Below are 17,240 nucleotides of genomic sequence, written 5' to 3' on the forward strand. Positions count from 1 at the left end.
CGGGAGACGTCGGACACGGCAACTAGACTTGGGTCGTGTCTGAAATCACCCCTGATCTTGTGCGCCATCTTGGCGTCCTCGCGCGCATCCAGCTCAACGACGAAGAGGTGACCCGGCTGACGGGCCAGCTCGACGCCATCGTCGACAACATCGCGAAGGTGTCGGAGGTCGCAAGCCCTGACGTCGCCGCGACGAGTCATCCGATCCCGCTGAGCAACGTCTACCGCCCCGACGTCGTGGGCGAGACCCTCACGCATGAGCAGGTGCTCCAGAACGCGCCGGATCAGGCCGACGGCCGATTCCGCGTCACCGCGATCCTGGGAGAAGAGCAGTGAGCGACATCATCCGTATGACCGCGGCCGAGCTCGCCGACAAGCTCGTCAGTCGCGAGATCTCCAGCGTCGAGGCGACGCGCGCGCACCTCGACCGCATCGCCGCGGTCGACGGCGACGTGCACGCGTTCCTGCACGTGAACGACGGCGCGCTCGATGCCGCGGCGGCCGTCGACGCCCAGCGCGCCGCCGGTGAGCAGCTGGGGCCGATCGCCGGTGTGCCTCTCGCCATCAAGGATGTGCTGGTCACGACGGACCAGCCGACCACGAGTGGTTCGCGGATCCTCGAGGGCTATCGCTCGCCGTACGACGCCACCGTCGTCGCTCGCTCGCGTGCCGCGGGGCTCATCCCGCTCGGCAAGACCAACATGGACGAGTTCGCCATGGGGTCGTCGACCGAGCACTCCGCGTACGGGCCCACCCGCAACCCGTGGGACCTCGACCGTATCCCCGGCGGTTCGGGAGGCGGGTCGGCTGCGGCCGTCGCCGCGTTCGAGGCGCCGCTGGCGCTCGGCTCCGACACCGGCGGATCGATCCGCCAACCCGCGCACGTCACCGGCACGGTCGGCGTCAAGCCGACCTACGGCGGGGTCAGCCGCTACGGCGCGATCGCCCTCGCGTCCAGCCTCGACCAGGTCGGTCCCGTCGCGCGCACCGTGCTCGATGCAGGGCTTCTGCACGATGCGATCGGCGGTCACGACCCGAAGGATTCCACCTCGCTGCGCGATGAGTGGCCCTCGTTCGCCGACGCCGCCCGGGAGGGCGCGCGCGGAGACGTGCTCAAGGGACTCAAGGTCGGCGTGATCCGGGAGCTGCCCGACAGCGGCTTCCAGCCCGGCGTGGCCGAGTCGTTCCGCAGCGCCCTCGCTGTGATGGAGGCTCAGGGAGCGGAGATCGTCGAGATCGGCGCCCCGCACTTCGAGTACGGTGTCGCCGCGTACTACCTGATCCTTCCCGCGGAGGCATCCAGCAACCTGGCGAAGTTCGACTCAGTGCGCTTCGGTCTCCGCGTCACCCCCGACGGCAACCCGACCGTCGAGGACGTCATGTCCGCGACGCGTGACGCCGGTTTCGGCGACGAGGTCAAGCGCCGCATCATCCTCGGCACCTATGCGCTGTCGGCCGGATACTACGACGCCTACTACGGCAGTGCTCAGAAAGTCCGTACCCTCATCCAGCAGGACTTCGCCAGCGCCTTCGCGGAGGTCGACGTGATCGCGACGCCGTCGGCACCGACCACCGCGTTCAAGATCGGCGAGAAGATCGACGATCCGCTGCAGATGTACCTCAACGACATCACGACGATCCCGGTCAACCTCGCAGGCGTCCCGGGGATCTCGATCCCCAGCGGCCTCGCGGCAGAGGACGGGTTGCCCGTCGGCATCCAGTTCATCGCACCGGCGCGGGAGGACGCACGGCTCTACAAGGTCGGCGCGGCGGTCGAGACGCTTCTCGTGGATTCGTGGGGAGCGCCGCTCCTCACGCGTGCACCCCAGCTCGTGGGAGGGACCCGCTGATGGCCACCGCCAAGCTCATGGACTTCGACAAGGCGCTGGAGCTGTTCGAGCCCGTTCTCGGGTTCGAGGTGCACGTCGAGCTCAACACCAACACCAAGATGTTCTCCGACGCGCCGAACCCGGCGAACGAGCTCTACCACGCGGCTGAGCCGAACACGCTGATCGCTCCGGTCGACCTCGGTCTGCCGGGCGCGCTGCCCGTCGTCAACGAGACCGCCATCCGTTCGTCGATCAGCCTGGGTCTCGCGCTCGGCTGCTCGATCGCTCCGTCGAGCCGATTCGCCCGGAAGAACTACTTCTACCCCGACCTCGGCAAGAACTACCAGATCTCCCAGTACGACGAGCCGATCGCGTTCGAGGGATCCGTCGAGGTCGAGCTCGAAGACGGAACGATCGTGCAGATCCCGATCGAGCGCGCGCACATGGAAGAGGATGCGGGCAAGCTCACCCACATGGGTGGAGCGACCGGTCGCATCCAGGGTGCCGAGTACTCGCTCGTCGACTACAACCGCGCAGGCGTCCCGCTCGTGGAGATCGTCACGAAGGTAATCTTCGGCACCGAGCACCGCGCACCGGAGGTGGCCAAAGCCTATGTCGCGACCATTCGCGACATCGTCCGCAGCCTCGGGATCTCCGAAGCACGCCTGGAGCGCGGCAACCTCCGCTGCGACGCGAACATCTCGCTGCGCCCTCGCGGCCAGGAGAAGCTCGGCACTCGTACCGAGACCAAGAACGTGAACTCGATGCGCTCCGTCGAGCGTGCCGTGCGTTACGAGATCCAGCGTCAGGCGCAGATCCTCGCCGACGGCGGAACGATCACGCAGGAGACCCGGCACTGGCACGAAGACAGCGGAACGACCTCGCCGGGTCGCCCCAAGTCGGATGCCGATGACTACCGGTACTTCCCCGAGCCCGATCTGCTCCCGGTGGAGCCGGCTGCCGAGCTGATCGAGGCGCTCCGAGCGCAGTTGCCCGAGCAGCCCGTGGCCCGTCGGCGCCGACTGATGGCCGAATGGGGTTTCACAGACCTGGAGTTCCAGGACGTGCGGAACGGCGGGCTGTTGGAGGTCGTCGAGGCGACGATCGCCGCCGGCGCGACTCCTGCCACGGCCCGCAAGTGGTGGACGGGCGAGATCAGTCGTCTCGCGAACACGCAGGAGAAGGATGCCACGGAGCTGATCTCCCCCGAGAACGTCGTGGCGCTGCAGAAGCTCGTCGATGCCGGGACCCTCACCGACAAGCTGGCCCGTCAGGTGCTCGAGGGAGTCATCGCCGGTGAGGGGACTCCGCAGGAGGTCGTCGACAGCCGCGGACTGGCGGTCGTCTCGGACGACGGTGCACTCATCGCCGCGATCGACGAGGCCCTCGCGGCTCAGCCCGACGTGCTAGCCAAGATCAAGGATGGCAAGGTCCAAGCGGCCGGAGCCGTGATCGGTGCTGTGATGAAGGCGATGAAGGGTCAGGCGGACGCAGCCCGAGTCCGCGAACTCGTCCTCGAGCGCGCTGCACAGTAACCGGATCCCCCGGACCTCGTGTCTGAGGTCGGGGGGAGAATGGTCTCATGGGACACGGTGACGGCAGAGGGCGCATCGTGTCGTCCGCCGACGCCGACGACACCGGCACGAGCATCCTGCACGTCGACATGGATGCGTTCTACGCGGCAGTCGAGGTGCTGGACGACCCGACTCTGCGGGGCCTGCCGCTGATCATCGGGTCACCAGACGGCCGATCAGTGGTGTCCAGTGCCTCTTACGAGGCCCGTCGCTACGGCGTACGTGCGGCGATGCCCGTTTCCCAGGCGTTGCGCCTGTGCCCGTCGGCGCGCATCGTTCCTCCGCACTTCCATCGCTACCAGGCGGTTTCGCGTCAGGTGATGGCGATCTTCGAGTCGTTCACGCCACTGGTCGAGCCGCTGTCGGTCGATGAGGCGTTCCTCGACGTGCGGGGTGTACGACGGCTCTGGGGCAGCCCTGCGCAGATCGCGCATCTCGTGCGCGAGCGGGTCAAGGACGAGGTGGGCATCACGTGCAGCGTGGGGGTCGCGGCCACGAAGCATGTGGCGAAAATGGCGTCGACGATCTCGAAGCCCGATGGCATGCTCGTGATCGCGGCATCCGAGACCCAGGACTTCCTCGACCCGCGGCCGGTGCGCGCGATGTGGGGCGTGGGACCCAAAGCAGCCGAGGCTTTGGAGGGTCGCGGAATCCGCACGGTGCGCGACATCCGCACGGCGTCGCGGGCGATGCTCGACCGCGCCGTCGGTCCGGCTCTGAGCGCTCGGCTCGCGGATCTCGCACGGGGTGAGGACCCACGCGCCGTCGAGACGGAGCGCATCGAGAAGAGCATCGGGCATGAAGAGACCTTCGACACCGACATCTCGGATCGGTCGTTCCTGAGAGCGGAACTCTTGCGTCTCGCCGACCGTGTCGCGGCGCGCCTGCGGAAAGCCGAATGGGAGACGGCGACGGTCGCCATCAAGATCAGGTTCGACGACTTCCGCACGCTCAGCCGTTCGCAGACGCTCTCCGAGCCCACCGCGGTGGGCCAGCGCATCGGCGAGGCCGCTCAGGCGCTCTTCGACCAGATCGAACGACGAGACCCCGTGCGACTGGTCGGCGTGCGCGCAGAGAAGCTGCGGCCGGCTGGTGGCAGCGGATTCGGCCTCTGGGACGAGGACGAGGACTGGCGGCGGGTCGAAGGCGCAGTCGACGACGCCGTTGCACGGTTCGGCATCGCCACGATCAGCCGCGCGAGGCACATCGGCCGTGGCGACGGGCGTGGTGCCGCGCAGCACCCCCGCGCGCACGGGCTGGATTGACCCTTCTCCGGACTGATTCCTGGGCTAGCGTGGAGCCATGCCCAACATTGCACTGGAACTCGGACAGCAGGCCGCCTCCTTCGGCGTCAAGAGCGCGTACGGCGAGCCGCAGGATATAGATGGGGCGACCATCACCCCGGTGGCGTTCACCTACTCCGGCTTCGGCGGAGGAAGCGGTGATGGTGCCGAAGGCGGCGGGGGCGGTGGCGTGTCGATCCCGGTCGGCGTCTATGTGCGCCGTGAGGAAGGACTCAGGTTCGAGCCGAACATCGTGACGCTGCTTGTCGTCGCTGTGCCGTTCGTCTGGGCGACCGGACGTGCGCTCTCTCGCATCATCCGTGCCCTCAAGAAGTGATGACCCGGTCGCTGCAGCCCTCGAGCGTGCCGCGACCTCGATCGTCGACGACATCCACATGCTGGCGGCGGCGAATCCGGTCGTCCTGATCGACGGTCGCAGCGGAGCGGGAAAGACGACTCTCGCGCGCATGCTCATCGAACGCTGGCCGATCGCAGGACGGGTGCAGCTCGTCGCGCTGGACTCGATCTATCCGGGGTGGGACGGGCTCAGAGGCGGAGTCGAGCGCGCGTTGGAGGGCATCCTCCGCCCGCACGGCAGAGGTTACCTCGGCGAGTGGCGACGATGGGACTGGGGGAGTGGCACCGAGGCGGAGACTCACGCAGTGGACCCCGCACTCGGGGTGCTCATCGAGGGGAGCGGGATCCTCACTCCTGCCACGGCTGCGATCGCGGATGTCCGCGTCTGGGTCGAGTCCGCAGAGACCGGCCGTAAGGCGCGAGCGCTGGCGCGAGACGGCGACACGTACCGTCCGCATTGGGAACGCTGGGCCCAGCAGGAGGCGGATCACATCGTGCGCGACGATCCCCGCGCGCTCGCGACCCGAGTCGTCGAGGTGCCGTAGTTCTCAGAGGAGTTCGTCGGCGGCGTCGATCGTGAGTTCCAGACGGTATCCGAGCCAGTCGTAGACGCCGAACCTCGGGTCTTCGGGGTCATGATCGCCATCGCTCTCGATGCCGAGGCGCTCCGCGATCACGAGACGCAGTGCGGTGAGGGTGCGCAGCCACGCGTCGACGTCGGTCGGAGGGATGTCGAGGTCATGCTCTGCGAAGGCCTCGCTCTGTGACATCTCGTCGAGATCACCGCGCATGCCGGCGAGGGCGGTGCGAACGATGTCCGCGTCCAGAGCACGTCGATCGAGCAGGCCATCTCGAGTCGCCTCCCGGAATTCCCGAGATGATTCCTCGTCCTCGGGATAGGGATCGGGAACCAGGCGACCGATCGCGGGATCCTCGACGTCGCGATTCGCGCCGACGAGATCGCGGAAGTCATCGACGAGCTGCGCGAGCTGCGCGCCCTCGACTCGAGCCATACGTATCCGGACCATCGGCTCGATCATCTCGCGGTCCTTCGCACAGTCGCCCACAGGCCGTAATCGTGCATCGCCTGCGCGTGCACCTCCATGGTCTCGCGAGGCCCCGTCGCGACGATCGCCTGGCCGTCGTGGTGCACCTGCCGCATGAGCACCGTCGCGCGCTCGAGCGAGTAGCCGAAGTAGGTGCGGAAGACTCGCACGACATAGCTCATGAGGTTGACGGGGTCGTTCCACACGACGACCTCCCATGGCTCCAGTGGAGCTGCCGAGAGATCGACCAGTTCGTCGACGTCTGGCGTCGCGAGGGGACTCATGCCCACCCCAACGTGTGGAGCTGCTCGTCGTCGATGCCGTAGAAGTGGGCGATCTCATGCACCAGTGTGGTGTGCACCTCGTCGCGCAGTTCGTCCTCTGTGTCGCACCCAGCCAGATGCGGCTCGCGGTAGACGACGATCCGATCGGGGAGTTCGCCGGAGCCGTACTGCGTACGTTCGGTGAGGGCGAGCCCGTCGTACAGCCCCAGCAGGTCGAGGCTTCCGTCCTCCGGGCGATCCTCGACGACGAACACCACGTTCTCCAGACCATCGACCATCTCGTCGGGCAGCCGATCGAGCTCGTCGATCACGAGTTCCTCGAAGTGCGCAGCATCCATCTCCATCAGGTCCAGCCTATTGCCGGCAGAGCGCGCGGAGCATCAGTGGAGGAAGACGAGGATGCCTGCGACGGCGATGAAGAGGACTCCGAAGACGCCGTTGAGAGTCCGTTGTCCTCTCGCCGATCGTGTGAGTCGGCGGAAAGGCCGAGCCGCGGTGGCGAAGAACCCCCACATCACGACGATGTCGACGATGATGACCGTGACGATGAGGGTGAGGTACTGGGGGAGCTGCGGCTCGTCGAGGCGGATGAACTGAGGGATGAATGCGAGGAAGAACACGATCGCCTTCGGATTGAGGAGGTTCACCCAGAACCCTCGTCTGATCATCGACCAATGCCCCTCGTGAAGGTCGACAGTCGCCCCTTCGTCGGCGGCGGGGAGCTTCGGTCGCGTGAGGATCAGACGGATGCCGAGGAACACCAGGTATGCCGCGCCGGCGTATCGGATCACGTTGAACAGCACTTCGGACTGCGACACGACGAGTCCGAGGCCCGCCGCGACGATCACGACGTGCACGATGAGAGCGAGCTGCTGCCCGAGAATCCCCCAGATCGAACGACGCCAGCCCTGACTCAGAGCATTCGACATCGTGTTGATGGCGCCTGCCCCCGGCGTGAAGCTGATCACCACACAGGCAGTCAGAAGCGAGAACCACACGGGGAGCGACACCCCGCAATCCTATGGGTGGCTCACCTCCACCCGATCACGGTCGGTCGGGTCCGGTTCTGCGAAGGCGCCGAGACACAGAGAAGGCCCGAGTCTCTCGACTCGGGCCTTCTCTGAGTGGGGTGAGTAACGGGACTCGAACCCGCGACATCCGGCACCACAAGCCAGCGCTCTACCAGCTGAGCTATACCCACCATGTGCCGATCGCGATCGGCAACCAGACGAGTCTATTACATGTTCGGGGTGAACTCTGACACGGTGCGCGCCGCGATGTCGCGAGCATCGTCGCTCGACGGGCCGGGCTCATCGACGAAGACCGCCTCGCGGTAATAGCGGAGCTCGCGAATGGACTCGAGGATGTCGGCGAGGGCGCGGTGCCCGCCGTCTTTCGCCGGCGCCTGGAAGAACACCCGGGGGTACCACCGCCGCGAAAGCTCTTTGATGCTCGAGACGTCGACATTGCGGTAATGCAGCCACTGGTCGACCTGAGTCATGTACTTGGCCAGGAACATCCGGTCGGTGCCGATGGTGTTGCCCGCAAGCGGAGCCTTGCGTTCGACAGGGGCGAATCTCTTGATGTATGCGAGGGTCTGCGCTTCGGCCTCTGCCAGCGAGACACCATGGGGGATCTCCGTGATCAGCCCTGACGTCTCGTGCATCTTCGTCACGAAGTCGTTCATGTTCTCGAGTGCTGCATCGCTCGGACGGATGACGACCTGGAAGCCGGGGTCGACCGGTCGGAGTTCGAAATCGGTGACGACGACGGCGATCTCGACGAGCTCGTCGACGGCCAGATCGAGACCGGTCATCTCACAATCGATCCATACGAGGCGGTCGTTCTCTGAGGCAGATACCATTTCGCTATCCTATCGACGGCTCCGACATCCGAGTCGGGCGCGGTACGGTAGATCTGTGCGCCTCCGTAGCTCAGGGGATAGAGCAGGAGCCTTCTAATCTCTTGGTCGCAGGTTCGAATCCTGCCGGGGGCACCATCACCCGAGCAGTGCGGTCATCCGTTGCGCAACGCGGCCACCGCATCATCTGCGCTCCAGAAGTCGCCGACGAGTCGGAACGATGCCGTGGCGAGATGGAGGCGTTCAGCCCGGTAACGCACCCCGAGAGGATCGGGCATGAGGCGCAGGTGTCCGAGGACCCGCTCCTTCGCGTCCTGAACCCGCCAGAGGCGAGCGGAGGCGCGCACGAGGTGCTCCTTCTTGGCCGTCAGCCTCGGTGTGGCGTAGGGAACCTCGGGTACGGAAGTGATCAGGGTTGCAGACATCGAATCTCCTTTCCTGATTCGAACGTATGACCGACCACCGACATTCGCGGCCTGGGACTGCGCAGTGCCCGAGACGCAGTCGCTCTGCACATTCGGACCCCGAGTCGGGTTGTTCAGGGTGCCCGTGTTCTCGGCATCGCCGAGGTCGTGACACGCCCCATTCTGAGGTTGTCCGGACGCACGCTCCGGGAACAGAGGAGAGAACATGCATGACACAGTGACCATCGTGGGCAACGTCGCCACCGATCCCACCCAAGGGCGAACGACCAGTGGAGTTCCCGTGACCAACTTCCGACTCGCCAGCACTCATCGGCGATTCGATGATGCGACGCAGACGTGGGTCGATGTGATGACGAACTGGTACTCGGTCGCGGCTTTCCGTCAGCTGGGGGAGCACGCGAAGGTCTCGCTGCGCTCCGGCGACAGTGTGATCGTGACGGGGAGGATGAAGATCCGTGCATGGGAGAACAACGGCAAGCAGGGCACGAGCGTCGACATAGATGCCGACGCGATCGGCCACGACCTCCGGTGGGGGACGACGGCGTATCGCCGAAGTGCGCGATCGGCGGCCGATGCCTCTCCCAGGAGTTCGATGACATCGGATCCGCAGGACGAGACACGGCACCCGTCGCAAGCGGAAGGCTCCATCTCGGACCTCGACACGTCATGGGCGGCGGCGGACAGCGGGCTGTCGGGAGATGGGGGCGACCTCGTGGACTCGTCTCCCGCAGGCACGAGCCCTCTCTGAGGCGTCGTGGCCGCTCGGCGTCGGCGCCCATGTCGCGCATGAGTGCGATCGCCGTGCGTGTGCGGGGGAGGACACCCTTAGACTCGATTCGTGCCTCGACGACCGGACTCCTCCGCACCGCGCGCGGCGATCGCGACAGGCGTCGCCGTGATGATGGCGCTGCTGCTGACCTCATGCGGTCCGACCTCATCGCCTTCAGTCACGCCGGAACCGACGGATGCCGGTGCGAGCCCCAGCCCGTCGACGCCCCCCTCCGATCCCGTGTATGTCGCGGACGGCACCGCGGACGACAATCTGCCGCTGTTCGCAGCCGTGACCGGTGAGGTGTGGGCGTCCGATCAGAGGGTGTCGGGTCGCGCATACATCGACGCCTTGACGGCCGCAGGATTCGACCGCGCCGCCATGCAGGTGACCCAGGACGTCACGACGGTCGGCAACCCGGTCGAGAGCCTGATGTTCGCCGTACGCTGGGGCGACACGGAGTGCCTCGTCGGTCAGGTGGGTCCGTCGACGGGCGAACCGGTCACGGTCGTCATGCCCCAGCTGGCCGAGGGGCGTTGTCTCGTCGGTGCGACGAGGACGATCGACTGGTGATTCGCCCTTTTGACGACGCGTGTGGCAGTTCGCGCATCCGCGTGTTCAGAGGTTGCGTCTGCCCTCGGTAGCGGCCCTCTCGATCGCCGGTAGGCTGGAGTGTCGATCTTCGACGCCAACAGAAGGAGCGTTTTTCGGTGGCTGAGTACATCTACTCGATGGTTCGTGCGCGCAAGGCGGTGGGCGACAAGCTCATCCTCGACGACGTCACGATGGCTTTCCTCCCCGGTGCCAAGATCGGCATGGTGGGCCCGAACGGCGCTGGTAAGTCGACGATCCTCAAGATCATGGCCGGTATGGACACGCCGTCCAACGGTGAGGCGAAGCTGTCTCCCGGTTTCTCGGTCGGGATCCTGATGCAGGAGCCCGAGCTCGACGAGACCAAGACGGTGATCGAGAACATCCAGGACGGTATCGCCATCAAGGCGAAGGTCGACAGGTTCAACGAGATCTCGATGCTGATGGCAGATCCCGATGCCGACTTCGACTCGCTCCTCGCCGAGATGGGAACCCTGCAGGAGGAGATCGACGCTGCGGACGGCTGGGACCTCGACTCGCAGCTCGAGCAGGCCATGGACGCCCTTCGCACGCCCCCCGGGGACGCGGCGATCGCCCCGCTCTCCGGAGGCGAGAAGCGACGGGTCGCACTCGCCAAGCTGCTTCTGCAGAAGCCCGATCTGCTGCTGCTCGACGAGCCCACCAACCACCTCGACGCGGAGAGCGTGCTCTGGCTGGAGCAGCATCTCCAGGCCTATAAGGGCGCGGTCATCGCCATCACTCACGACCGGTACTTCCTCGACCACGTCGCCGAGTGGATCGCCGAAGTCGACCGTGGCCGCCTGATCGGCTACGAAGGCAACTACTCGACCTACCTGGAGAAGAAGGGCGAACGCCTCGAGATCCAGGGCAAGAAGGACGCCAAGCTCGCCAAGCGCCTCAAGGAGGAGCTGGAGTGGGTCAGGTCCAGCGCGAAGGGTCGCCAGACCAAGTCGAAGGCTCGACTCGCGCGGTACGAGGAGATGGCGACGGAGGCGGAGCGGACCCGGAAGTTGGACTTCGAGGAGATCTCGATTCCCGCGGGGCCTCGCCTCGGCAGCATCGTGATCGATGCGAAGAAGCTGCAGAAGGGCTTCGACGGCCGGGTGCTCATCGACGGTCTCAGCTTCAACCTCCCGCCGAACGGGATCGTCGGCGTGATCGGGCCCAACGGTGTCGGTAAGACGACCCTGTTCAAGACGATCGTGGGCTTGGAGCCGCTCGACGGCGGTGACCTCAAGATCGGCGAGACTGTCAAGATCAGCTACGTCGACCAGTCGCGCTCGAACATCGACCCCGACAAGACGCTGTGGGAGGTCGTCTCTGACGGCCTCGATGTCATCACGGTCGGCAAGACGGAGATCCCCTCACGCGCGTACGTCTCGAAGTTCGGATTCAAGGGGCCGGACCAGCAGAAGAAGGCAGGTGTGCTCTCCGGTGGTGAGCGCAACCGTCTGAACCTGGCCCTCACGCTCAAGGAGGGTGGCAACCTGCTCCTCCTCGACGAGCCCACGAACGACCTGGACGTCGAGACGCTGGGTTCACTCGAGAACGCGCTTCTCGAGTTCCCCGGCTGCGCTGTGGTCATCACCCACGACCGGTGGTTCCTCGACCGCATCGCGACCCACATCCTCGCGTACGAGGGCACCGACGAGAAGCCCGCTCAGTGGTACTGGTTCGAGGGCAACTTCGAGGCGTACGAGGAGAACAAGATCCAGCGACTCGGCGCCGACGCGGCCAAGCCGCACCGCTCGACGCACCGCAAGCTCACGCGCGACTGATCGCTCGATGTCCGACCTGACACCGGGACCCCGGCTGCACATTCCGATCCACCTCCGCTGGGGCGATCTGGACGCATTCAATCACGTCAACAACACCTCGATGCTCAAGCTGCTCGAGGAGGCGCGCGTGCGCGCGTTCTGGCGTGCGGGTCCCGGTGAACAGGCGCCCTCGACCGCCGTGCTCGACTCAGGCATCGACGAGGGCACCCTGACGCTCATCGCGCGGCAGGAGATCGAGTACCTCGCACCGGTGCCCTATCAGCGTCGCCCGCTCGAAGTGCAGATGTGGTTCGGCAAGCTCGGTGGCTCCAGCGTCGAGGTCTGCTACGAGGTGCACAACGACCCTGCAGCCGAGCCCCGCACGATCTATGCGCGGTCGACCGCGATCATCGTGCTCGTCGATGCCAAGACGGGCCGGCCCACCCGACTCACCCAGGAGATGCGCGACGCGTGGGAGCCGTATGTCGGTCCCTCCATCGAGTACACCCACCGTTGACCCGAGGCGCCCGCGATCAGGCCGGGTCGGGCACTCTGACCATGATCTCCTGCGCCACGGAGGCCACCAGGTCGCCCGACTGCGTGTAGATGCGTCCCTGAGCAAGACCTCGGCCGCCACGAGCGTTCGGCGACTCCTGGAGGTAGAGCAGCCATTCGTCGACGCGAGCGGGCCGGTGCCACCACATCGCGTGGTCGAGGCTCGCCACCTTCAGCCCGGGAAGCCCCCAGTACACGCCATGGGCGCGCAGGATCGATTCCTGGATCGTCATGTCGCTCAGATACGCAAGAGCTGCCCGATGGATGCGCTGATCGTCAGGAAGAGGCGCCTTCATCCGCATCCAGACACCCTGCTGCGGTACCCGGGAATCCTCGCTCGGCAGGAACATCGGCGAGTCGATGTGGCGGACATCGGCGGCGCGATCGCTGAGCATGCGAACGACGCCGGACGGCAGGCCGTCGACGCGCTCCTCGTCGGGCAGTAGAGAGTCCGGACCAGGGATGCCGTCGGGCATCGGAACTGCGTGCTCGATGCCCGGATCGTCGTCCTGGAAGGAGGCGATCATCGAGAAGATCGGCACCCCGTTCTGATACGCCTGCGAACGACGGGTCGAGAAGGACCGCCCGTCGTGGATGCGATCGACCGCGATCGTGATGCCCTGGCTTGCGTCGCCGGGCCGAAGAAAATACCCGTGCATGGAGTGCACTGCACGATCTTCCGGAAGCGTCCGTTCCGCGGCGAGGAGGCTCTGGGCGAGCACCTGGCCGCCGTATATCCGCCCAGAGGGCATCGGATGCGAAGACCCCGTGAAGATGTCCTCCGTGGTGCGGGCCTGAGTCGAATCGAGGTCCAGCACGTCCAGGAGCTGTTCGACGGTGCGAATCGCGTGTGCGTCGGCGGTCATGAGTTCCTTTCCGCGACTGCGGATGCCGCTGGCGTTGCTAGTTTAGAGGGTGTGCCCCACCAGCTTCTTCTCGCAGACGCCGAGACCGCGAAGGACGTTCTGACCTTCCTCGGCCGAGCGACCCGCATCTCCGATGAGGGGGTTCGGCTGCAGGCGGCGCGGGGTGTTCTCGCGCTCACCGGGGCCGCTCTCTCGCCTCAGGGTCTGTTCGACCAGACCCCGACGGTGCTGGCGATGCGCGTCGTGCAGGCGGACCCTGAGCTCGAGTGCGATGTCGTCGTCGCATCTCTCACGGCGACCGACGATGAGCGCGCGCTGGGTCTCCCCGAGACAGGTCTTTCGCCAGCGTGGGCCGGAGTCGCTCCGCCGCGAGGCCAGTGGCTGACGGTCTCGACTCTGGCAGCATCCGTCATAGCCCGGCGTGCGCAGTGGGGGATCAGCGCCGTAGCGCGCGGAGCGACGCCCGGGTCGGGGGAGGAAGCCGTGAGAGCGCTCCGTGCAGCGATCTGGGGCGAACCCGATGAGGATCTCGGCGGCCTGCCGCGCGGAGTCGCCTTCGCAGCCGATGCGTTCGGCTTCATCTCCGGCGAGGAGGAAGTCCCTGTCATGCAGTCCGGGCGATGGACTCGACTCGCTTTCCGGCGGGGCCACGTTCTCGCTCGAGGGCCCGTTGCCACAGGGCTGACAGCGGTCCGAGGCACGGGCTCCGCCCGATAGCGGCGTCGGGCTAGAGGCGCGGTCACCCGAGGAGTGCCGTCGACCGACGGTGCGAGCGTGAGGTCACCGGGCCGCGGCGCGTCCGGCTTGGCGGCCCGAGAAGAGGCACCCGCCGAGGAACGTTCCCTCGAGCGCACGGTACCCGTGAACTCCGCCCCCGCCGAAGCCGCTCGCTTCGCCTGCCGCGTACAGACCGGGAATCGGTGAGCCGTCGGCTCCGAGAGCGCGGCCATCGAGATCGGTGGTGATCCCTCCGAGTGACTTCCTGGTGAGCACGTGCAGCTTGACGGCGACGAGAGGTCCGGCGGCCGGATCCTGAAGGCGATGCGGAGCTGCGGTGCGGATCAGCTTGTCGCCGCGGTAACCGCGCATCGAACGCAGCATGCCGATCTGGGCATCCTTCGTGAACTCGTTGTCCATCTCCAGGTCACGTGCGATGACCTCCCGCCGCACGTGATCGATGTCGAGTGATTCTCCGCCTGGATGCTTCTGCATTTGCTCGAGCAGCGATTCGAGGTCGTTCTCGACGATGAAGTCCTCTCCTTCGTCGAGGAACGCCTGCACCGGACCCGTCGGTCCCTTGGCGAGCCGGGACTTCACGAGCAGTCCGACATCCTTGCCTGTGAGATCGGGATTCTGCTCGCTCCCCGAGAGGGCGAACTCCTTCTCGACGATCTGACGTGAGGCGACGAACCACGAGTGGTCGTAGCCGGTGGCGCGGAGGTGAGCGAGCGTGCCCAGAGTGTCGAAGCCGGGGAAGAGCGGCACGGGCAGTCTCCTGCCCGTGGCGTCCAGCCAGAGCGAGGACGGCCCGGGGAGGATTCGGATGCCGTGCGACGGCCACACCGGATCCCAATTGGTGATGCCCTCGACGTAGTGCCACATGCGGTCGCCGTTGATGAGGCGCGCACCGGCCACCTCCGACACGGCGTGCATCGAACCGTCCACGTACGAGGGGACCCCCGTGAGCATGTGATCAGGCGGCACACCGAGACTGGCAGGCCATGCGGCGCGGACGAGGTCGTGGTTTCCTCCGATACCGCCCGACGAGACGATCGTGGCACCGGCGCTGATCTCGAAGTCGCCGATCGCGTGCCGTGACGACTCGACGCCGCGAGCGGCAGGGCTCGACTCCAGGATCGTCCCGCGCGCGCCGGTGACCGCTCCGTCCGTCATGATGAGCTCCGTCACGCGATGACGGGGGAGGATGGTGATCCGGCCGTCGCGCTCGCCCTGTTCGACCGCTGAAGCGAACGGCGCGACGACACCCGGCCCGGTGCCCCAGGTGATGTGGAATCGGGGGACCGAGTTGCCAGGGCCGAGTGCACCGTACCCTCCGCGCTCGGCCCAGCCGACGACCGGGAAGAAACCCACTCCGCGCTCGCGCAACCAGGAGCGCTTCTCTCCAGCGGCGAACTGCAGGTACGCTTCGGCCCACCGTCGCGGCCAGTCGTCTTCAGGGCGATCGAACGATGCGGTCCCGAACCAGTCCTGTGTGGCGAGGGCGAGCGAATCGCGGATGCCCATCCGCCGCTGCTCGGGAGAATCGATCAGGAACAGGCCGCCGAACGACCACCAGGCCTGCCCGCCGAGGTTCGTGCGTGGCTCCTGGTCGACCAGGATCACACGACGGCCGGCGTCCAGCGCCTCACCTGCTGCGACGAGACCGGCGAGCCCCCATCCGATGACCAGGACGTCTGCAGACAGGGGCGTGTTCGTCATGTGCTCTCCGTTGATTCCTGACGTGATCGGGTCTCGAGCGTCGGGCGCCCGGCCGAGGGCGTGCCGATGCCGGACGCCTCGAATGTGTTCACCATGGCATACGCGGCGCGTTCGAGGTAGTCCCACAGCGTCGATTCGTGGAGGGGCGACAACTGCGCCTCGTCCACAGCCGTCCGCATGTGTCGGAGCCACCGGTCACGAGCGTCGGGGTCGACGTGGAAGGGCATGTGGCGCATCCTCAGGCGGGGGTGCCCTCGCGTCTCGCCGTAGGTCGTCGGGCCGCCCCAGTACTGCTCGAGGAACATCAGCAGCCGCTCCTCGGCGGGGCCGAGGTCCTCTTCCGGGTACATCGGCTTCAGCACCGGGTCGAGGGCGACTTCGCGGTAGAAGACCGACACGATCTTCGCGAAGGTCTCGCGACCACCGACCTCGTCGTAGAACGTCACTTCTGGGAGCTCCCGTCGTCGTTCGTCTTCTTGCGCCGCCAGATTCCACGATCCGGGATGACGGGCACGCCGGTGACGGCGTTCGGACGTGTCTTGGGCGGATTGGCGCCCCGGACGCGGCGGGCACCTTCGAGACCGGTGGGCACCACGGTCGTCATGCTCGGGAGGACGACATCGTTCTCGAGCATCGCCGATCGCAGGCGCTTGCGGAGCTCCTGGGCGACGTCGTCCTTGGCGTTGGCGCGAGCTTTGATGACGAGGCGAACGACCAGCGCCTCGCCGTCGATCGACTCGAGACCCCACAGCTCCGGCTTCTCGATGATGCGGGTTCGCCACTTCGGGTCCTTCGAGAGCGCGAGCGCGGTGTCGAGCATCGTCTGCTCGACCTTCTCGAGGTCGGAGTCGAGCGGCACGCCGAGGTCGATGATCGCCCTGGCCCAGCCCTGCGACATGTTTCCGATGCGGAGCACCTCGCCGTTGCGGACGTACCAGAGTGTTCCGTTCACGTCACGCACTTGCGTGATGCGCACACTGACGTACTCCACGACACCGCTCGCGAGGCCGAGGTCGACGACGTCGCCGATGCCGATCTGATCCTCCGCCACGATGAACATGCCGTTGAGCACGTCTTTGACGATGTTCTGGGCACCGAAACCGAGACCCGCGCCGACAGCCGCAGTGAGGAGCGTCAGCGAGCCGAGCAGTGTCGGAGTGAGGTGATTGACCACGAGGACGATGGCGATCACCACGAGCATCACGTTGACGATGTTCTGCAGGATCGTGCCGAGCGTTCGGGTGCGCTGCACGAGGCGCATATCGGCCAACGGAGAGCGCTCGAGCGCCTGGGTGTCGTCGACCGCTGCTTTGTTCTTCGCGCTGTCGACGATGCGGTGTACGACGCGTCGGATCACCACTCGCAGCACAAGGGCGATGAGGACACAACCCGCGATGATCGCGACTACGCCGAGCGCCTGCAGGCCCACGTCACGGAGCACGCCGAGCGTGTTCGTCCACCAGGCGGGAAGAGTGGTCTCAGCAGGCTGGGGAGTGACTTCGAAGGGGATCATCATCACTCCAGATACTAACGATCAGGCCTCTGTGCGGGCTGGATGCACCGCGCAGAGGCCTGATCGCAGAA

Annotated in this window: 21 protein-coding genes and 2 tRNA genes; 12 read left to right on the top strand and 11 right to left on the bottom strand. The window is 66.3% G+C overall.

Features of this window, described 5'->3' with window-relative positions; genetic code table 11:
- The first annotated feature begins 35 nt into the window (after positions 1–35).
- From gatC to ACZ0AA_RS03675, 6 genes are read left to right on the top strand one after another with little or no spacing between them, the layout of a single operon-like run.
- Positions 36–335, top strand: a complete 300-nt coding sequence (gatC, locus tag ACZ0AA_RS03650) for an Asp-tRNA(Asn)/Glu-tRNA(Gln) amidotransferase subunit GatC (RefSeq protein ID WP_400860578.1) — start codon at positions 36–38, stop codon at positions 333–335.
- Positions 332–1,849 carry an Asp-tRNA(Asn)/Glu-tRNA(Gln) amidotransferase subunit GatA gene (gene gatA / locus ACZ0AA_RS03655; protein WP_463512176.1) on the top strand — a complete coding sequence of 506 codons (1,518 nt, stop codon included), beginning with the start codon at positions 332–334 and terminating at the stop codon, positions 1,847–1,849. The genes gatC and gatA overlap by 4 nt, the downstream gene beginning before the upstream one ends.
- Positions 1,849–3,363, top strand: coding sequence for an Asp-tRNA(Asn)/Glu-tRNA(Gln) amidotransferase subunit GatB (gatB, locus tag ACZ0AA_RS03660; RefSeq protein WP_463512177.1), 1,515 nt, complete (start codon positions 1,849–1,851; stop codon positions 3,361–3,363). Before gatA ends, gatB begins: the two co-directional genes overlap by 1 nt.
- A gap of 47 nt (positions 3,364–3,410) precedes the next feature.
- Entirely contained in the window at positions 3,411–4,667 is a 1,257-nt protein-coding gene (gene dinB, locus ACZ0AA_RS03665; protein WP_400860573.1) for a DNA polymerase IV, read from the top strand.
- Positions 4,668–4,704: 37 nt separating this feature from the next.
- Positions 4,705–5,022 (top strand): hypothetical protein, encoded by a 318-nt coding sequence (locus ACZ0AA_RS03670; RefSeq protein ID WP_400860572.1) that lies wholly within the window; start codon positions 4,705–4,707, stop codon positions 5,020–5,022.
- On the top strand, positions 5,006–5,587 hold the full coding sequence (locus ACZ0AA_RS03675) for a nucleoside/nucleotide kinase family protein (protein ID WP_400860570.1): 582 nt from the start codon (positions 5,006–5,008) through the stop codon (positions 5,585–5,587). Before ACZ0AA_RS03670 ends, ACZ0AA_RS03675 begins: the two co-directional genes overlap by 17 nt.
- A gap of 3 nt (positions 5,588–5,590) precedes the next feature.
- On the opposite strand, the gene ACZ0AA_RS03680 is transcribed toward ACZ0AA_RS03675, so the two are convergent.
- The 6 genes from ACZ0AA_RS03680 to orn all read right to left on the bottom strand — a co-directional run bounded on the left by ACZ0AA_RS03680 (position 5,591) and on the right by orn (position 8,236).
- Positions 5,591–6,082 (bottom strand): DUF2017 family protein, encoded by a 492-nt coding sequence (locus ACZ0AA_RS03680; protein WP_400860568.1) that lies wholly within the window; start codon positions 6,080–6,082, stop codon positions 5,591–5,593.
- Positions 6,079–6,372, bottom strand: coding sequence for an ATP-dependent Clp protease adapter ClpS (gene clpS, locus ACZ0AA_RS03685; RefSeq protein WP_400860567.1), 294 nt, complete (start codon positions 6,370–6,372; stop codon positions 6,079–6,081). The genes ACZ0AA_RS03680 and clpS overlap by 4 nt, the downstream gene beginning before the upstream one ends.
- Positions 6,369–6,716 carry a metallopeptidase family protein gene (locus ACZ0AA_RS03690; RefSeq protein ID WP_400860565.1) on the bottom strand — a complete coding sequence of 116 codons (348 nt, stop codon included), beginning with the start codon at positions 6,714–6,716 and terminating at the stop codon, positions 6,369–6,371. Before ACZ0AA_RS03690 ends, clpS begins: the two co-directional genes overlap by 4 nt.
- Positions 6,717–6,752: 36 nt before the next feature.
- Positions 6,753–7,382, bottom strand: coding sequence for a LysE family transporter (locus tag ACZ0AA_RS03695; protein WP_400860564.1), 630 nt, complete (start codon positions 7,380–7,382; stop codon positions 6,753–6,755).
- 115 nt (positions 7,383–7,497) lie between these two features.
- Positions 7,498–7,573, bottom strand: a tRNA-His gene (locus ACZ0AA_RS03700).
- A gap of 36 nt (positions 7,574–7,609) precedes the next feature.
- On the bottom strand, positions 7,610–8,236 hold the full coding sequence (gene orn / locus ACZ0AA_RS03705) for an oligoribonuclease (protein WP_400860456.1): 627 nt from the start codon (positions 8,234–8,236) through the stop codon (positions 7,610–7,612).
- 59 nt (positions 8,237–8,295) lie between these two features.
- Here orn and ACZ0AA_RS03710 point away from each other — a divergent pair.
- Positions 8,296–8,371, top strand: a tRNA-Arg gene (locus ACZ0AA_RS03710).
- Between the two features lie 17 nt (positions 8,372–8,388).
- Here the strand turns inward: ACZ0AA_RS03710 and ACZ0AA_RS03715 are convergent.
- A complete protein-coding gene (locus ACZ0AA_RS03715; RefSeq protein ID WP_400860454.1) occupies positions 8,389–8,658 on the bottom strand; it encodes a hypothetical protein in 270 nt (89 codons plus the stop codon).
- A gap of 205 nt (positions 8,659–8,863) precedes the next feature.
- Here ACZ0AA_RS03715 and ACZ0AA_RS03720 point away from each other — a divergent pair, with 205 nt between their 5' ends.
- The 4 genes from ACZ0AA_RS03720 (at position 8,864) to ACZ0AA_RS03735 (ending at position 12,313) form a co-directional block, all read left to right on the top strand.
- On the top strand, positions 8,864–9,406 hold the full coding sequence (locus ACZ0AA_RS03720; protein WP_463512178.1) for a single-stranded DNA-binding protein: 543 nt from the start codon (positions 8,864–8,866) through the stop codon (positions 9,404–9,406).
- A 90-nt stretch (positions 9,407–9,496) separates the two neighbouring features.
- Positions 9,497–10,000 carry a DUF6993 domain-containing protein gene (locus ACZ0AA_RS03725; RefSeq protein WP_400860450.1) on the top strand — a complete coding sequence of 168 codons (504 nt, stop codon included), beginning with the start codon at positions 9,497–9,499 and terminating at the stop codon, positions 9,998–10,000.
- Positions 10,001–10,137: 137 nt separating this feature from the next.
- Positions 10,138–11,817, top strand: coding sequence for an energy-dependent translational throttle protein EttA (ettA, locus tag ACZ0AA_RS03730; protein WP_140036997.1), 1,680 nt, complete (start codon positions 10,138–10,140; stop codon positions 11,815–11,817).
- 7 nt (positions 11,818–11,824) lie between these two features.
- Positions 11,825–12,313 (top strand): acyl-CoA thioesterase, encoded by a 489-nt coding sequence (locus tag ACZ0AA_RS03735; protein ID WP_400860448.1) that lies wholly within the window; start codon positions 11,825–11,827, stop codon positions 12,311–12,313.
- Positions 12,314–12,329: 16 nt separating this feature from the next.
- Here ACZ0AA_RS03735 and ACZ0AA_RS03740 read toward each other — a convergent pair whose 3' ends face one another.
- Positions 12,330–13,217, bottom strand: coding sequence for an acyl-CoA thioesterase (locus ACZ0AA_RS03740; RefSeq protein WP_400860446.1), 888 nt, complete (start codon positions 13,215–13,217; stop codon positions 12,330–12,332).
- A 51-nt stretch (positions 13,218–13,268) separates the two neighbouring features.
- Between ACZ0AA_RS03740 and ACZ0AA_RS03745 the strand changes: the two genes are divergently transcribed.
- On the top strand, positions 13,269–13,934 hold the full coding sequence (locus tag ACZ0AA_RS03745) for a hypothetical protein (protein WP_400860445.1): 666 nt from the start codon (positions 13,269–13,271) through the stop codon (positions 13,932–13,934).
- 63 nt (positions 13,935–13,997) lie between these two features.
- On the opposite strand, the gene ACZ0AA_RS03750 is transcribed toward ACZ0AA_RS03745, so the two are convergent.
- Genes ACZ0AA_RS03750 through ACZ0AA_RS03760 form a run of 3 tightly spaced genes read right to left on the bottom strand, consistent with a single transcriptional unit; the run spans position 13,998 to position 17,172 of the window.
- Positions 13,998–15,656 (bottom strand): FAD-binding dehydrogenase, encoded by a 1,659-nt coding sequence (locus tag ACZ0AA_RS03750; RefSeq protein ID WP_463512179.1) that lies wholly within the window; start codon positions 15,654–15,656, stop codon positions 13,998–14,000.
- Positions 15,653–16,102 (bottom strand): globin, encoded by a 450-nt coding sequence (locus tag ACZ0AA_RS03755; protein WP_463512180.1) that lies wholly within the window; start codon positions 16,100–16,102, stop codon positions 15,653–15,655. Before ACZ0AA_RS03755 ends, ACZ0AA_RS03750 begins: the two co-directional genes overlap by 4 nt.
- Positions 16,099–17,172, bottom strand: a complete 1,074-nt coding sequence (locus ACZ0AA_RS03760) for a mechanosensitive ion channel family protein (RefSeq protein WP_463512181.1) — start codon at positions 17,170–17,172, stop codon at positions 16,099–16,101. The genes ACZ0AA_RS03755 and ACZ0AA_RS03760 overlap by 4 nt, the downstream gene beginning before the upstream one ends.
- Between the last annotated feature and the right edge of the window lie 68 nt (positions 17,173–17,240).

It is taken from the genome of Microbacterium sp. AC035, assembly GCF_979258485.1.

Coding starts and splice junctions, on each gene's coding strand:
- gatB (WP_463512177.1), top strand. CDS start 1,849: ATGGCCACCGCCAAGCTCATGGACTTCGACAAGGCGCTGGAGCTGTTC.
- dinB (WP_400860573.1), top strand. CDS start 3,411: ATGGGACACGGTGACGGCAGAGGGCGCATCGTGTCGTCCGCCGACGCC.
- ACZ0AA_RS03670 (WP_400860572.1), top strand. CDS start 4,705: ATGCCCAACATTGCACTGGAACTCGGACAGCAGGCCGCCTCCTTCGGC.
- ACZ0AA_RS03680 (WP_400860568.1), bottom strand. CDS start 6,082: ATGATCGAGCCGATGGTCCGGATACGTATGGCTCGAGTCGAGGGCGCG.
- clpS (WP_400860567.1), bottom strand. CDS start 6,372: ATGAGTCCCCTCGCGACGCCAGACGTCGACGAACTGGTCGATCTCTCG.
- ACZ0AA_RS03690 (WP_400860565.1), bottom strand. CDS start 6,716: ATGGAGATGGATGCTGCGCACTTCGAGGAACTCGTGATCGACGAGCTC.
- orn (WP_400860456.1), bottom strand. CDS start 8,236: ATGGTATCTGCCTCAGAGAACGACCGCCTCGTATGGATCGATTGTGAG.
- ACZ0AA_RS03715 (WP_400860454.1), bottom strand. CDS start 8,658: ATGTCTGCAACCCTGATCACTTCCGTACCCGAGGTTCCCTACGCCACA.
- ACZ0AA_RS03720 (WP_463512178.1), top strand. CDS start 8,864: ATGCATGACACAGTGACCATCGTGGGCAACGTCGCCACCGATCCCACC.
- ACZ0AA_RS03735 (WP_400860448.1), top strand. CDS start 11,825: ATGTCCGACCTGACACCGGGACCCCGGCTGCACATTCCGATCCACCTC.
- ACZ0AA_RS03740 (WP_400860446.1), bottom strand. CDS start 13,217: ATGACCGCCGACGCACACGCGATTCGCACCGTCGAACAGCTCCTGGAC.
- ACZ0AA_RS03750 (WP_463512179.1), bottom strand. CDS start 15,656: ATGACGAACACGCCCCTGTCTGCAGACGTCCTGGTCATCGGATGGGGG.
- ACZ0AA_RS03760 (WP_463512181.1), bottom strand. CDS start 17,172: ATGATGATCCCCTTCGAAGTCACTCCCCAGCCTGCTGAGACCACTCTT.